This window comes from Shewanella sp. UCD-KL21 (assembly GCF_001957135.1).
In the GTDB taxonomy this organism is placed as follows: domain Bacteria; phylum Pseudomonadota; class Gammaproteobacteria; order Enterobacterales; family Shewanellaceae; genus Shewanella.
Window position 1 is genome coordinate 40,063 of record NZ_MPHK01000014.1, and the last position, 14,013, is coordinate 54,075.

A 14,013-nucleotide genomic window follows, 5' to 3' on the forward strand; every position below is an offset into this window, starting at 1 on the left:
GATTAATTCTCGACTTGCATAGAAGCGCTTGAATTAGCACGCTGGGGAAAACCAAAACCATAATTGAGCAGTACATCTCTTGCGGCTTGGGTTTGCATATACTGATAAAACTGCTGGGTAGTATCGCCTGCACTGGGCATCATCACCATCCGCTGATTAATCGGCGCATATAGCGACTGGGGAATTTCAATATAATTGCCCATTTTGCGAAACTGCTCAGAGGACGCTAACGATAGCGCCACTATGCCACCTTGTGCAGAACCACTTAAGGCAAATTGCGCCGCTTGCGAGACATTTTCGCCCATGATGATTTTAGATTCTAACTGCGGCCATAAGCCTTTTGCTTGCAATAAACTTCTGGCTCTTTCGCCATAAGGCGCGTGAGCAGGGTTAGCAATAACAAAGCGGGAAATCTTGCCATCAGTTAACTGCTGTTGTAAGCCGTTAAGTTCAGCATCAAGCACTAGAGAAGAGTTTTTCGGGGCAACTAGGGCTAACTTACCAATAGCATAAATGGTGCCATCAGAGTCTGTTTTTCCCGCTTTATGCAGCTGCTGAACATAAAACTCATCAGCACTTAACAGCATTTCAAAGGGAGCCCCATGTTGGATCTGGGCGACAAAATTACCCGAAGACCCATAGGATACTCTTAATGGCAATCCAGTTGAGGCAGTGAAGTTGGTAACAATTTCATCAAGAGCAAATTTAACATTAGCAGCGGCGGCAATCGCTGGCGGTTTGGCAGCCAGCGATGAAAATGACACCAATAACACTAGGCTACATAACGCCCTGATAAAAGCGGTTCGTCGCCATTGACTCAATTGAAAACAACGGCGAATCGTGCTTAACGTCATCATGTCAGCATCCTATGCTATTTAGATTCATTCCACATAGTGGCTGCTTGTTCATCTGAATCACGGGCTTCAACCCAATTATTACCTTGCTCACCAGCTTCTAATTTCCAAAATGGTGCTTTGGTTTTTAAAAAGTCGATTAAGAACTCACAGGCTGCAAAAGCGGCTTTACGGTGAGCACTGGTAACACCGATAAACACAATTTGCTCACCAAGTTCCATACGGCCAACACGGTGAATAATCGTGACATAATTTAGCGGCCAGCGAGCATAGGCTTGCTCAGCCAGTTGTACTAATACCGCCTCAGTCATACCTGGATAATGTTCAAGGGTGAGATCAGTAACTGCGCTGCCGTCATTAAAGTCACGCACTTTACCGGCAAAGGTCACCACTGCGCCATCACTGTTATCTTGTGCAATAGCGGCGTACTCATCGGCGACATTAAAGTCTTTGGTTTGTACTCTCACCACTTGCTTAGTATTCACTTGGCTCATGGTTAGCCTCCAGTGACAGGTGGGAAAAAGGCCACTTCATCGCCATCTTTAACCGCGGCATCCCATGAACTCATCGTTTGATTAACGGCAACTAGCAACTTATCTGAGGTGAGTACTTTAGCCCACTTTTCATCTTTAGCGGCTAGGGCTGCACGTAATTGTTCAGTATTGCTAACGCCATCTGCAGCAACTTCTACTTTAGCGGTGCCGAGTAACTCTCTTACTTGTGCAAAAAAAAGGACCTGGATCATGTCAATCTCTCGTCTTTCAAAATTTAAAAATGGCTAATATTTTGTCTTTATAGCTGATGTTGCTAACTCGCATTGATAACTAGCCGGATAGTGCTAGTTCAGCGCTGCAGGCTAATCTTCAGCTTGGAAATGACCTGATTTGCCGCCACGTTTTTCAAGTAAACGTACTTGGGAAATGATCATGTCTTTTTGTACCGCTTTACACATATCGTAAATGGTTAAAGCGGCAACTGAAGCGGCTGTTAATGCTTCCATTTCAACGCCCGTCTTACCAGATAGTTTACATAAACTGGTAATTCTTACGCGATTAAGCTCTGGCTGCGCTTCAAGGTCTACTTCCACTTTGGTCAGCATTAATGGATGACATAGTGGGATTAAATCTGAGGTCTTTTTCGCGGCTTGAATACCTGCAATACGCGCTGTAGCAAACACATCACCTTTGTGGTGGCTACCGCTCATGATCATCTCTAACGTACTTGACGCCATATCAATAAAGGCTTCGGCACGTGCTTCACGCTCAGTGATATTTTTTTCAGTGACATCAACCATGTGGGCATTGCCATCGGCATTGATATGGGTAAAACAATTGCTCATGCTAACTTGCCTTATAGAATATTGAGAGTAAAAAATTATTCAAATATAAGTAAACCACTGCAACCTAACCGCCAATAGAGGCTAAGTGCTTGGTGACACCCGTGATCCCCTGATGGAGATAATGGGTTTCTTTTTTCTGGGCTAATTGCCCATGTAAGCGTTCAATCAACTCAGGGCGCTGCGATTCATGCTGTAGTAAGTCTCGTAAATCAACACCATTTTCAGTAAATAGACATAAGTGTAATTTACCTTTGGCAGAGACCCGTAAACGGTTACAGCTAGCACAGAAATTCTTCGCATAAGGCATGATAAGCCCAATACGGCCTTTATAATCTGGGTGACTGAAATTTTGCGCAGGACCATCATCTACATCAGGAAGATCATATAACCAACCTTCTGACTCAAGTTTTAACTTAATATCGAGTCCAGCTAGATGATGAGCGTTGAAATAATCATGGCCTAAGCCTGTTTCCATGAGTTCGATAAAACGCAAATCAATCGGCGTATTCTTTATCCACTGTAGAAAACGGGGCAAATCTTTATCATTAAGCCCTTTGAGTAAAACGGCATTGATTTTGATTCGCTCAAAACCTGCATCAAGTGCAGCATCAATGCCACGCATGACTTCATCAAATTTGTTCTCACCAGTGATTTGATAAAACATCTTAGGGTCTAAGCTATCAACCGACACATTGATGCGTCTAAGTCCGGCGTCATACCATTCTTTGGCATTTTTCTCGAGACGATAGCCATTAGTGGTGGTAGCAATGGTTTTGATATTGTCATTGTCTGCAACGATACGAATGATATCTGTGAAATCTTTACGTAAGGTTGGCTCACCACCGGTGATGCGGATTTTTTGGGTACCTACTTCGCCAAAAGCTGCCACTAAATTTTCAATTTCATTTAGCGCGAGAAACTTAGGCTTGCCATCAGGTCTGTAACCATCTGGGAGGCAATAGGTGCATTTGAAGTTACAAACATCAGTCACTGACATTCGCAAATAGTGAAACCTTCGACCGAAACTGTCTTGTAATTGGGACATGTTAACCTTTCCAAGTGTGGGAGGTAAGCGCATTTCTTTGCTGACCCCGGTGGCATAATTACCACGGCTAAATATCCATATCTGTGGACGTAGGATATAAAGCTCGGAGAACCGTCAGATTTGATTATAGGCCTAAATTCGCTCGAATCAGTATCTTTTTATGACATTTTGTCCCAGTTAGTCAAAAATCTGTAAATATTTGCGAGCCAGCTCACGAGCTTAAAATCTCACTTGCTACTGTGACCTTTAGCAATTTTAAGGTAAGGTGAGTAAAACAAAAAAATAACAAACCCGCCATAAAACGGGAAATTAAGAACTAAGGTGAAATGATGGAACGCGAATCAATGGAATTCGACGTAGTTATCGTCGGTGCAGGCCCTGCCGGACTCGCTACGGCATGTCGATTAATGCAAATATCACAAGATGCAGGCAAGGAAATGACTGTCTGCGTGGTTGAAAAAGGATCTGAAGTCGGCGCTCATATTCTGTCGGGCGCCGTATTTGAACCAACGGTATTGGATGAGCTATTCTCTGATTGGCGCGATTCTGACATTCCGCTTAATACCAAAGTCACTCACGATGAAATCTACCTATTAAGCTCTGATAGTAAATCTCAGCTTATGTCCAATAGCTTAGTACCAAAAACCATGCACAATGATGGTAACTACATTATTAGTGTCGGTAACCTCGCCCGCTGGTTAGCAGAAAAAGCAGAAGCATTAGGGGTAGAAATTTTCCCCGGTTTTGCTGCCAGTGAAGTACTTTATAATCCCGATAATAGCGTCAAAGGTATTTTAATTGGCGATATGGGTGTTGGCATTGATGGTCAGCCTAAAGACAGCTATATGCCGGGCATGGAGCTTCACGCTAAATACACCGTTTTTTCAGAAGGTTGTCGTGGTCATTTAGGTAAAGAGTTAATTGCAAAATATCATTTAGATAATGGTAAAACGCCACAGCATTACGGTTTAGGCTTTAAGGAAATGTGGAAGATCCCTGCTGAACAGCATCAGCAAGGTAAAGTGGTACACACAGGTGGCTGGCCCTTAAATGATGGCGCATCTGGTGGCGGCTTCTTATACCATATGGAAGACAATCAAGTTGCCGTTGGACTGATTATCGACCTTAACTATAAAAACCCTCACATCAGTCCGTTCGATGAATTTCAGCGTTATAAACAACATCCGGTTATCGCACAAACCTTATCGGGTGGTGAACGTATTACTTATGGCGCTAGAGCGATTGCAAAAGGTGGGCTTAACTCATTACCTAAAATGAGCTTTTCTGGCGGTTTATTAATTGGTTGTGATGCAGGTACACTAAACTTCGCCAAAATTAAAGGCACCCATACTGCAATGAAGAGCGGTATTGTCGCTGCAGAAACCTTAGCGGAAGCATTAATGGCTGGGGTTGAAGCAGGTAAAGATTTAGATTGTTTCCAAACGCGCATAGAAAAAAGCTGGCTCCATGAAGAGCTAGTTAAATCACGCAATTTTGGCCCTGCTTTACATAAGTTTGGTACTTACCTTGGCGGTGCATTTAACTATATCGACCAAAACTGGTTCGGCGGTAAATTTCCAATCACCTTACGTGATGAAGCTCCAGATCATGCAGAAATGGGCTTAGCTAAAGACTTCAAAGAAATTCAGTACCCTAAACCTGATGGCAAATTAAGTTTCGATAAATTATCGTCAGTTTACCTATCTAATACTTACCATGAAGAAGATCAGCAGTGTCATTTACATTTAAAAGACCCTACGATTCCTATCGCGGTAAACCTAGTTAAGTTCAACGAGCCAGCCCAGCGTTACTGCCCTGCTGGCGTATATGAAGTGGTCTCTGAAGGCGCTGAAAACAAGTTTGTGATTAATGCGCAAAATTGTATTCACTGCAAAACATGCGACATTAAAGATCCAAGTCAAAATATCACTTGGGTCACCCCTGAAGGTGGCGGTGGTCCAAACTACCCGAACATGTAATCCTTATTTAGATGTGTTTCAGCCACTAAAAAGCCGCATATAAACAATGCGGCTTTTTGTTGCAAGCAATACAGGCTCTAAGTGATTTTCAACGTCATTACTTTATGAAGTTAATCGTTAATGGATAGCGATAAGCGATACCTTCGCCAGCCCTGATGATAGCAATAATGGTACAAATGATATCCATCACCCCCAAAGCAATAAGCAAAATAAAGCCAATCCCTACAAAGGCTAGGATCATGCTAATGACAACGTAAATAAATAAACTCAACTTGAAGTTAAGGCAGTTTTTACCGCATTGGTTGGCAAATTCAAATTCATCTCGCTTCATTAACCACACAATGAGCGGCCCAATAATGCTACCTAAAGGAATAATGTAGCCGACAAAACTTGCGGCGTGCACCAATAATCCCATGTTGCGTGCTTCTTTGCTTACTTGCTCTATTGTTTCACTCATTCTGGTTCCTTTTGATGATTGTTATAAAGTGGCATCATTAGCCTTTATCTGATCCATATAAACGGTATTGCCAATTTTCTATGGTTTGCGTTTCAATCCGCTTTTGCAAGCTATCAACCCAGCTTTGCGCCAAGCCTTCACAGTGCAATAATGTTGAATATTGTTCGACATCTACGTCTGCTAAAAAGTAGATTTTCATCGCCTCGGCAATACTGACATTCGATTTTCGCTCCACTAAATAAATGCTATCACCAGCGTTAATTTCACCTTGTTGTAAGACTTTATAAAACCAGCCACACATCGCAGTTTGTTGCATTGCGAGGGCAAATTGAGGATGACCAAACTGTAAGTTAAGCTTAAAACAAGGTGAGCGAGGCTGGGTGACTTGCAGTAGCGTAGTGCCAATTTTAATAATATCGCCAATATTGACCTGTGATTCATTCAAGCCAACGCTACTGATATTTTCGCCCATGGCCGGGGCATCTTTAAAGCCTGCCATTAAATCCCATCGACGATATTGGCCATAGTGCTCTCGAGGAAAATGATGCAGTACCCGATCGCTGCCGCCATGATGCAATGGATCGGCTTGGCCATCGCCTGTTACGCATTGCTTGGAAACGATAAGGGTTTGGCTGAGCTGTTTGTGGTTAATGCCACTGGCAACGCTAGGGTGTTGCTCGAAGCCAAGATCACTAATCTGCTCTCCTTGATATAAAGCAGAAATTTGTTTAACTAGTAACTGAGCATCCATGAGCAGTAACTCTTAATTAACAAGGGATTGGATTGTTTAAGAATATAGCAGGCTTATAGCGGTGCTTTCTATAGTGAATTTTTCAGCTTGTCATTTAGCTGGATAAAAGTGATGACAAAAATATAAAAAAGACCCTGCAAATGGGGTAATGCAGGGTCATAAGTCTTTCAATGAAAATAGGGCTTAAACGCATCCTAGAAATGGAAGAAACTTTTTCAACAAAAAGCCATATAAAGCATCCTGTTCAATAAGTTACCTCGTCATAATAATCGCCTCACATGACAGAACAACGACACTTTTATGATAAAAATATGACCTGAGGCGACAGTAAAATGATAACTAACAGCAATTAGCCTAAAATTTTAGCCCACTATTTTAAGCAAGTTAATTTCAGTTACTCACTATGGGGTTTCGATTGAAGGTAATGCTGCAGCGCATCTCCTGGGACCGAGCTGGCAGTAGCCACGGCAATGGCGGCCCATCTTGCGCCTTCTTCCATGGCTTGGGTAATGGTTTTTTGCTGGCATAAATAATGGATTAAGCCTGCGGCAAAGGCATCTCCTGCCCCTGTGGTATCAACAACTTCTGATTGAACTGCTGCCACATGGAACTGTTCATTGGCACTATAGGCTATCGCCCCATTCTCGCCATCGGTGACCACAAAGTATTGCAATGACTCACCGGCAATTTTAGCGGCAAAATCCCACTTGTTGTCATCACAGCGCCCCTGCATATCGGTAATTGAAGCAATTAAAATATGGCAAGGCCGTACCCGTTCATCTTTAGCTAGCTGCGATACAACCAAGCAATGCTCAAGGGCTGATGCGGTCCATTGACTGATCCCTTTAGCAGATGAATTGGTGTATAGCGCATCCCATTGGCGCCAGTTTGGCGGTGCACTTAGTTCAAATATGGGTCTTTGTGGGCGGATAATAGTGCGCTCACCATCGGGCGTCATCACCAATAACATTTCACAGGTTGCGCCATCAAAGCGCTCCACTAAGCGGCAATCTAGCCCCTTGGTGCTGGCTTGTGCCAAAATCCAATTACCGATCTTGTCGGAGCCTACTTGGCTCACTAACGAGACATTATGCCCAGCCCACACCAAACCAATGCCGGTATTGGCGCCGCCGCCACCGAGGCGTAAGCCGCCATCTTGATAATGAAAGCGACCACCGGTTTGCAGTGGTTTATCTAACTCTAATAAGCGGTCACAGTTGATGTTGGCAAGCAGTAAAATATTAGCCATAGCAGTCTCTTTTAACAATCCAATGTCTTATGCACCATCCTCATTGCGATAAAAATGGTGGGACAGTGATGATGCATTCAAAATCAGTATACTGCAAATAACAAAAAAGGCAGTGACCATGGTCACTGCCTTTCATTAACGTATTTCTCACGCTTTAGATGCTTACATATCAGCCGCTTGCAATGGTTTACGTAATTGAGCGCGAACATTATCCATGCCTGAATAAAATTCTTTCATCATCAATAAGCCCATCATTTTACCGTTATCGGTCCAAATGAGGTTATCAGGATCGTTCGGGTCATTCTTAATCGCGCCAATGGCTCTCATTGAGGCCATTTCTTTAAACAAGGCAATATCTAAGTTAACGCCGAAGGTTTCACGGAAATATTTACGTGATAAACGCCCAGAGAACATGCCCAGTAAGAAGCGGTACTGCATGACTTCTTTTTTGCCATATTGCTTTTGTTGCTCAACACCCATTTTGCCATTAGCAATACGCTCTTGGTATTTCTTAAGCGAGAAGGTATTCACGTATAAAGTGTCATTTAAGAAGCTAAATGAACCCGAGCCAACACCTAGGTATTCATCATAGTCAATAACGTACTCATCAAAGCCTTCGTTCTGCGCTTTACCAAATGCCCAACCTGATAGCTGAGTATATTGACCATTTAAGGTATTAAGAATTTGACGATACTGACGCGCCATATCACCATGAGGAGCGGCTAATTTACCCTTAACACTCTTACGTGTTTGGTGAGTAATCATCAATGGATAAGTGGTGATTTGACGAGGGTCTAGCTTAGACGCCATATCCAAATCATGTTGGATCACTTCGTCTGTTTGGCCGCGGAAACCAAAAATCAAATCGACATTGATAATTGGGAACAGCTCTTTTGCCGCCATAATTTTATCGAAAGTTTGCTGGCCAGTACCAAATTTCTCAATGCGGTCTGTCATCGCCAAAATGTCATCATTAAAACTTTGCACACCAATAGACATACGGTCAACTAAGCCTTCTAATTGCTTAAAACCTGGGCTGTCTAAGTGTTGAGGGTCGGATTCACACGACACCTCTTTAATATTTGGAAATAGCGTTTTAGCATGCTCAATAGTGCGAGCAAGTTCGTCTTCTAATACTGTGGTGGTGCCACCGCCGATATACATAGACTCGAAGTCATAGCCGAGGTTTTTAACCATATCCATTTCTTTGCGTAAAGACACAAAGTAACGACGAGCTTTATCTTCGTTAAATAAAAAACGGTGGAATGTACAGTATGAACACAAGGTATGACAAAAAGGTACATGGGCATACAGCATGTACTTTTTACCTTCTACTGGCGCTGGCATCATTTCCGCTGAAACCGTGTCTAAACGCAAATTACGATCAACGTAAAATTGCATCACTTTTTCCATCGCATTGATCATCCAATCTGGCGTGGTGATATTGGCCTGATAAGGTGATTGGATAATGGTATCTGATGGACGAATAATTGATGACATAGCAATTCCTAATTAAAAAGGGGCTCGCAAGCAACACGAATGAGTTGCAACTCAAGTAGAAGATTTTGGTATACGCTACAAGGATGTTAACTATCTAGAAGTTATCGGTTAAAAACAACCAAATCTGTCGATTTTTACCGCCACGATCACAGATTAGCAGTCAATAAATAATCAAATACTAATATAAGGCATCACATTGTTAAGGTTAGGGAAAAACATTGTTGCTAGGCAGTTAAATTTACCGCAGAAATAAAAACACCTCCAAAACCGAAGTCATTGGAGGTGCTTTTTTAAGCTTTAGCTAAAAATACAGCAGACCTATTAGTCTTTATATTTTAGTTCGCCATTAGCTTTAATTTCATCATACCAAAGGTTGTGATGTTGTTTAGCCCACTGCTCATCACAGTAACCTGAAACCATACAATCCATACCACCTTCAGACATAGCGGTTGCCATGAAGATATGCACGATTGAGAAGGCACAAATCACGATAGCACTCACTGAGTGAATGACTAATGCAATTAAGCTTAAGGTACGGCTTGGTTCAAATAAGTTCGGGAACAGTAATAACATTCCTGATACTGAGATGAATAAACCAAACAATGCGAACGCCCAAAACCACAGTTTTTCACCCGCATTAGCAAAACCAGCGTCTGGATGCTTACCTTTAAATGGACCGAAGTTGATGTAACCACCAACAACCATCATCCATTTAAGGTCATACATTTTCGGCATTTGGTTTTTAGCCCAAAGCACTACCATTAACGCCCAACCCAACATGAATGGGATAGCCATATAATCGTGAACTTCTTTAGCAACGTAGACTAAATTAGACCACATGCCTTCACTAATATACGGTTGGAAGAAATAACGGCCAGCCAATAGTACTAAACCTGTCAGTATCAATAACAAGCAAGGGATCGCACCTAGCCAGTGAATTGATACATCAAATTTAGACCAGCGATACACCATCTTACCGGTGAAACCACCGTGAAGCTTAGAAATACCGTTTATTTTGATAAACAGTAAAAAGATGATGATCATGCCAAATAACGCTGCCATTAACGCAGGTGCTAGCAAGTCACTACGGAGTTGAAATACACGCATATCATAAGTATTGATAGGCTGTGCATGGAACTCGCTAGTTGAAGTAGTACGCCCTTCAACACCGTCTTTAAGCTGTGTCCAAATTTGAACATTGCTGTCTTGCGCTGTTGTCGGTTGCTCACCACTTGCATGGGCAAATGTGATCACACTGAATACCAGTGCAACTGCAATGCCAATTTGTTTGAACCACTTGTTCATAATACTTCCTCTATGCTGCTTGATGCCTAAGTCGCCTTAGGCATCATAGCTATGCTTACTAACTCAGCTGGAGATTAACCCCAAATAGCCTTGTTAGAACCGCGATAAGCCACACGCTCACGGAAGATTGCAGAAACGATTTCCGCATCACCAGCAAGTAGAGACTTAGTTGCACAAAGCTCAGCACACATTGGAAGCTTGCCTTCTGCAACACGGTTAGCACCATATTTCTGACGCTCTTCATTAGAGTGATCAGCTTCAGGGCCACCGGCACAGAAAGTACACTTGTCCATCTTACCGCGAGCACCAAAAGCGCCACCTTGAGGGAACTGAGGCGCTCCGAATGGACATGCATATAAGCAGTAACCACAACCGATACAAGTATCTTTATCGTGCAGTACGATACCGTCTTCAGTTTTGTAGAAACAGTTTGCAGGACAAACAGCCATACAAGGCGCATCACTACAGTGCATACATGCTACTGAGATAGACGCTTCGCCTGGTTGACCGTCATTGATAGTCACTACGCGACGACGTTGAATTCCCCACTCTAAAGCAGAGTCGTTTTCGTTTTTACAAGCTGTGACACAACCATTACATTCGATGCAGCGCTTGGTATCACATAAAAATTTCATTGTAGCCATTTGGCAATTCTCCTAGCTTAAACTGCTGTTATGCTTTCTCTACCTGACAAAGCGATGCCTTAGTTTCCTGCATCTGTGTCACAGGGTCATAACCGTAAGTCATTGCAGTGTTAGCTGATTCACCGATAACGTAAGGTACAGTACCTTCTGGATAGTTAGCTTCTAAGCTTTCGCCATGCATTACACCCGCAAAGTGGTAAGGCATCCAAGTAACACCAGGCTTAACGCGTGGAGTAACCATCACTTTAATCTTGATACGGCCACCTTCAGCACCTTCTAACCACACAGTGTCACCGTCACGTAGACTGCGATCTGCGGCATCAGCAGGGTTCATTTCAACAAACATTTCTTGTTGAAGCTCTGCAAGCCAAGGGTTAGAACGAGACTCTTCACCACCACCTTCATACTCAACCAAACGACCAGAAGTCAGTACTAGTGGGTACTTAGCTGTGGTGTCTTTCTCTTGGATTGACTTATAAAGTGTTGGTAAGCGATGTACTTGCATATCATCGTAAGTTGGGTACTTAGACACAAGATCACGACGAGATGTGTATAACGGCTCACGGTGAACAGGCACGATATCTGGGAAAGTCCAAACGATACAACGCGCTTTAGCGTTACCGAATGGAATACAACCGTGCTTAACAGCAACACGTACGATGCCGCCTAATAAATCGGTTTTCCAGTTCTTACCTTCAGCTGATGCTTTTTCTTCAGCTGTTAGTTCGTCCCACCAGCCTAATTGCTTAAGCATTTGTGCAGAGAACTCTGGGTAGCCATCTGTGATTTCAGCGCCTTTAGAGAAGCTGCCATCAGCAAGAATGTTTTCACCTTTGTATTCAACACCATAACGTGCACGGAAGTTACCACCACCGTCTTTAACGTGTTTGCTTGTGTTGTACAAGATTTGAGTACCAGGATGCTTCTGCTCTGGCGTACCCCAACAAGGCCAAGGTAAACCGTAAGTTTCGCCTTTAGCAGGTCCGCCAGCAGCTTCAAGAGTCTTGTTGCTGAACGTGCCCCAGTTTTGGGTGTGCTGCTTGATACGCTCAGGGCTTTGACCTGTCATACCAATAGTCCACATACCGCGGTTGATTTCGCGAGTGATGTCTTCAATAACTAGGATGTCATTGGCATCTTTAGCGATACGTTTAGTGTATTGCTCTGCAAAACCAAGCTTTTGAGATAGACGGTACATGATCTCAAGGTCAGTTTTTGATTCGAATAAAGGCTCAACAACCTTTTCACGCCACTGCTGACTACGGCCAGAGTTAGATACTGAACCTTCAGTTTCAAACTGAGTACATGCTGGTAGCAAGTAAACACCGTTTTGACGACGATGCATAACACCCGCCATAGTTGGGAATGGATCCACAACAACAACTGTGTCCATCTTGTCTAATGCATCACGCACTTCGCTTTGACGCGTTTCAGTGTTAACAGATTGACCCCAGAAGAATGCCATACGGATGTTGTCATTCTGCGCTAGTTTACCTTTCTCTTCTAACACACCATCGTGCCAGCGAGAACAAGGAATACCAGGAGTGGTCATTGGTTCACGACCTAAGTAAGTACCTTGATCGAAACGGTTGCTAACCCAAGATTTTTCAAGATCCCAAACGTTAGTCCAGTGATCCCAAGCGCCTGAAGTTAGACCGTAGTAACCTGGTAAGTTATCAAATAACAAACCTAAGTCAGTTGCACCCTGTACGTTATCGTGACCACGGAAAATGTTTGTTCCGCCACCAGATACACCCATGTTACCAAGGGCTAATTGAAGGATACAGTAAGCACGAGTGTTAGCGTTACCCACGTGATGCTGAGTACCACCCATACACCAAACAACAGTACCTGGACGGTTATCTGCCATCATTTTCGCAGCTTGGTAAACTTCTTCTTCGCTACAGCCAGTTACATCAGCAACTTCTTTAGGCGGGAATTTTTTCACTTCTTCGCGAATTGATTCCATTTCGAAAACACGTTCTTTGATGAACGTCTTGTCTTCCCAACCATTTTCAAAGATGTGCCAAAGCATACCGTAAATGAATGGAATATCAGTACCGGGACGTAGACCACAATGTAGGTCAGCATGCGCTGCAGTACGTGAGAAACGAGGATCAACAACGATGATTTTCGCGTTGTTTTTCTCTTTCGCTAATAAGATATGCTGCATTGCAACTGGATGCGCTTCAGCCGGGTTTGCACCGATGAAGAAGATTGCATTTGCATTCTGGATATCATTGAAAGAGTTAGTTTGCGCACCGTAGCCCCAAGTGTTTGCAACACCAGCTACAGTGGTAGAGTGACAAATACGTGCTGAGTGATCGATGTTGTTTGTGCCCCACATAGCCGCAAATTTACGGTACATGTAACAACCTTCGTTTGAGAACTTAGCACTACCCATGAAGTAAACTGAATCAGGACCTGACTCTTCACGGATATCTAGCATCTTGTCGCCAACTTCGTTGTAAGCTTGCTCCCAAGATAGTTTCTTCCACTTGCCATCAACCAATTTCATTGGGTATTTAAGACGCTTCTCACCGTGACCATGTTCACGTAATGCAGCACCTTTAGCACAGTGTCCACCAGCATTGAACGGGTGATCAAATGCAGGCTCTTGACCTGTCCAAACACCATTTTGTACTTCAGCGTATAAACCACAACCAACAGCACATGCAGAACATACAGTACGTTTGATTTCAGTTGGTGCATCATGAGCAATTTCTTTTGCTTCAGCTCGACGCATCATGCCAGTGCCCATTAATGAAGCTGCGGCGATACCACCAGTTGCAATACCTGCATTCTTCATAAATTGACGACGGTTGATACCGAGCGACTTGCTAGCAGCCTTAGGTGCTGCAGTAGACTTGCGAGTTAATTTCATCGCTTA

Annotated in this window: 13 protein-coding genes and 1 riboswitch; of the genes, 1 reads left to right on the forward strand and 12 read right to left on the reverse strand. The window is 43.3% G+C overall.

Annotated features, from left to right (window positions below; translation table 11 throughout):
* Positions 1 to 2: 2 nt before the first annotated feature.
* From modA to moaA, 5 genes are all read right to left on the reverse strand, one after another.
* Positions 3 to 857: a molybdate ABC transporter substrate-binding protein gene (modA, locus tag BM739_RS13235; RefSeq protein WP_076541370.1), complete on the reverse strand. Its 855-nt coding sequence runs from the start codon at positions 855 to 857 to the stop codon at positions 3 to 5.
* Positions 858 to 871: 14 nt separating this feature from the next.
* Positions 872 to 1,348 carry a molybdopterin synthase catalytic subunit MoaE gene (gene moaE, locus BM739_RS13240; RefSeq protein ID WP_076541372.1) on the reverse strand — a complete coding sequence of 159 codons (477 nt, stop codon included), beginning with the start codon at positions 1,346 to 1,348 and terminating at the stop codon, positions 872 to 874.
* Between the two features lie 2 nt (positions 1,349 to 1,350).
* A complete protein-coding gene (moaD, locus tag BM739_RS13245; RefSeq protein WP_076541374.1) occupies positions 1,351 to 1,599 on the reverse strand; it encodes a molybdopterin synthase sulfur carrier subunit in 249 nt (82 codons plus the stop codon).
* Positions 1,600 to 1,710: 111 nt separating this feature from the next.
* Positions 1,711 to 2,193, reverse strand: a complete 483-nt coding sequence (moaC, locus tag BM739_RS13250) for a cyclic pyranopterin monophosphate synthase MoaC (RefSeq protein WP_076541376.1) — start codon at positions 2,191 to 2,193, stop codon at positions 1,711 to 1,713.
* 64 nt (positions 2,194 to 2,257) lie between these two features.
* A complete protein-coding gene (gene moaA / locus BM739_RS13255) occupies positions 2,258 to 3,238 on the reverse strand; it encodes a GTP 3',8-cyclase MoaA (RefSeq protein WP_076541378.1) in 981 nt (326 codons plus the stop codon).
* A riboswitch (molybdenum cofactor riboswitch) is annotated at positions 3,226 to 3,359 on the reverse strand. It overlaps the preceding gene by 13 nt.
* A gap of 208 nt (positions 3,360 to 3,567) precedes the next feature.
* Here moaA and BM739_RS13260 point away from each other — a divergent pair.
* Entirely contained in the window at positions 3,568 to 5,217 is a 1,650-nt protein-coding gene (locus BM739_RS13260) for an electron transfer flavoprotein-ubiquinone oxidoreductase (RefSeq protein ID WP_076541379.1), read from the forward strand.
* A 97-nt stretch (positions 5,218 to 5,314) separates the two neighbouring features.
* Here the strand turns inward: BM739_RS13260 and BM739_RS13265 are convergent, their stop codons facing one another.
* The 7 genes from BM739_RS13265 to BM739_RS13295 form a co-directional block, all read right to left on the reverse strand.
* Positions 5,315 to 5,674 carry a DUF4870 domain-containing protein gene (locus tag BM739_RS13265; RefSeq protein ID WP_076541381.1) on the reverse strand — a complete coding sequence of 120 codons (360 nt, stop codon included), beginning with the start codon at positions 5,672 to 5,674 and terminating at the stop codon, positions 5,315 to 5,317.
* 37 nt (positions 5,675 to 5,711) lie between these two features.
* Positions 5,712 to 6,425 carry an MOSC domain-containing protein gene (locus tag BM739_RS13270; protein WP_076541382.1) on the reverse strand — a complete coding sequence of 238 codons (714 nt, stop codon included), beginning with the start codon at positions 6,423 to 6,425 and terminating at the stop codon, positions 5,712 to 5,714.
* A gap of 394 nt (positions 6,426 to 6,819) precedes the next feature.
* Complete coding sequence (locus BM739_RS13275; protein ID WP_076541384.1) at positions 6,820 to 7,674, reverse strand: PfkB family carbohydrate kinase; 855 nt, start codon at positions 7,672 to 7,674, stop codon at positions 6,820 to 6,822.
* Between the two features lie 162 nt (positions 7,675 to 7,836).
* Positions 7,837 to 9,174 (reverse strand): coproporphyrinogen III oxidase family protein, encoded by a 1,338-nt coding sequence (locus BM739_RS13280; RefSeq protein WP_076541385.1) that lies wholly within the window; start codon positions 9,172 to 9,174, stop codon positions 7,837 to 7,839.
* A 321-nt stretch (positions 9,175 to 9,495) separates the two neighbouring features.
* On the reverse strand, positions 9,496 to 10,479 hold the full coding sequence (locus BM739_RS13285) for a formate dehydrogenase subunit gamma (RefSeq protein ID WP_076541387.1): 984 nt from the start codon (positions 10,477 to 10,479) through the stop codon (positions 9,496 to 9,498).
* A gap of 74 nt (positions 10,480 to 10,553) precedes the next feature.
* Complete coding sequence (gene fdh3B / locus BM739_RS13290) at positions 10,554 to 11,123, reverse strand: formate dehydrogenase FDH3 subunit beta (protein ID WP_076541389.1); 570 nt, start codon at positions 11,121 to 11,123, stop codon at positions 10,554 to 10,556.
* Between the two features lie 28 nt (positions 11,124 to 11,151).
* Positions 11,152 to 14,007: a formate dehydrogenase subunit alpha gene (locus BM739_RS13295; RefSeq protein WP_076541391.1), complete on the reverse strand. Its 2,856-nt coding sequence runs from the start codon at positions 14,005 to 14,007 to the stop codon at positions 11,152 to 11,154.
* Positions 14,008 to 14,013: the final 6 nt, after the last annotated feature.

Coding starts and splice junctions, on each gene's coding strand:
- BM739_RS13270 (WP_076541382.1), bottom strand. CDS start 6,425: ATGGATGCTCAGTTACTAGTTAAACAAATTTCTGCTTTATATCAAGGA.
- moaD (WP_076541374.1), bottom strand. CDS start 1,599: ATGATCCAGGTCCTTTTTTTTGCACAAGTAAGAGAGTTACTCGGCACC.
- BM739_RS13260 (WP_076541379.1), top strand. CDS start 3,568: ATGGAACGCGAATCAATGGAATTCGACGTAGTTATCGTCGGTGCAGGC.
- BM739_RS13285 (WP_076541387.1), bottom strand. CDS start 10,479: ATGAACAAGTGGTTCAAACAAATTGGCATTGCAGTTGCACTGGTATTC.
- moaE (WP_076541372.1), bottom strand. CDS start 1,348: ATGAGCCAAGTGAATACTAAGCAAGTGGTGAGAGTACAAACCAAAGAC.
- moaA (WP_076541378.1), bottom strand. CDS start 3,238: ATGTCCCAATTACAAGACAGTTTCGGTCGAAGGTTTCACTATTTGCGA.
- fdh3B (WP_076541389.1), bottom strand. CDS start 11,123: ATGGCTACAATGAAATTTTTATGTGATACCAAGCGCTGCATCGAATGT.
- modA (WP_076541370.1), bottom strand. CDS start 857: ATGATGACGTTAAGCACGATTCGCCGTTGTTTTCAATTGAGTCAATGG.
- BM739_RS13275 (WP_076541384.1), bottom strand. CDS start 7,674: ATGGCTAATATTTTACTGCTTGCCAACATCAACTGTGACCGCTTATTA.
- moaC (WP_076541376.1), bottom strand. CDS start 2,193: ATGAGCAATTGTTTTACCCATATCAATGCCGATGGCAATGCCCACATG.
- BM739_RS13280 (WP_076541385.1), bottom strand. CDS start 9,174: ATGTCATCAATTATTCGTCCATCAGATACCATTATCCAATCACCTTAT.
- BM739_RS13265 (WP_076541381.1), bottom strand. CDS start 5,674: ATGAGTGAAACAATAGAGCAAGTAAGCAAAGAAGCACGCAACATGGGA.
- BM739_RS13295 (WP_076541391.1), bottom strand. CDS start 14,007: ATGAAATTAACTCGCAAGTCTACTGCAGCACCTAAGGCTGCTAGCAAG.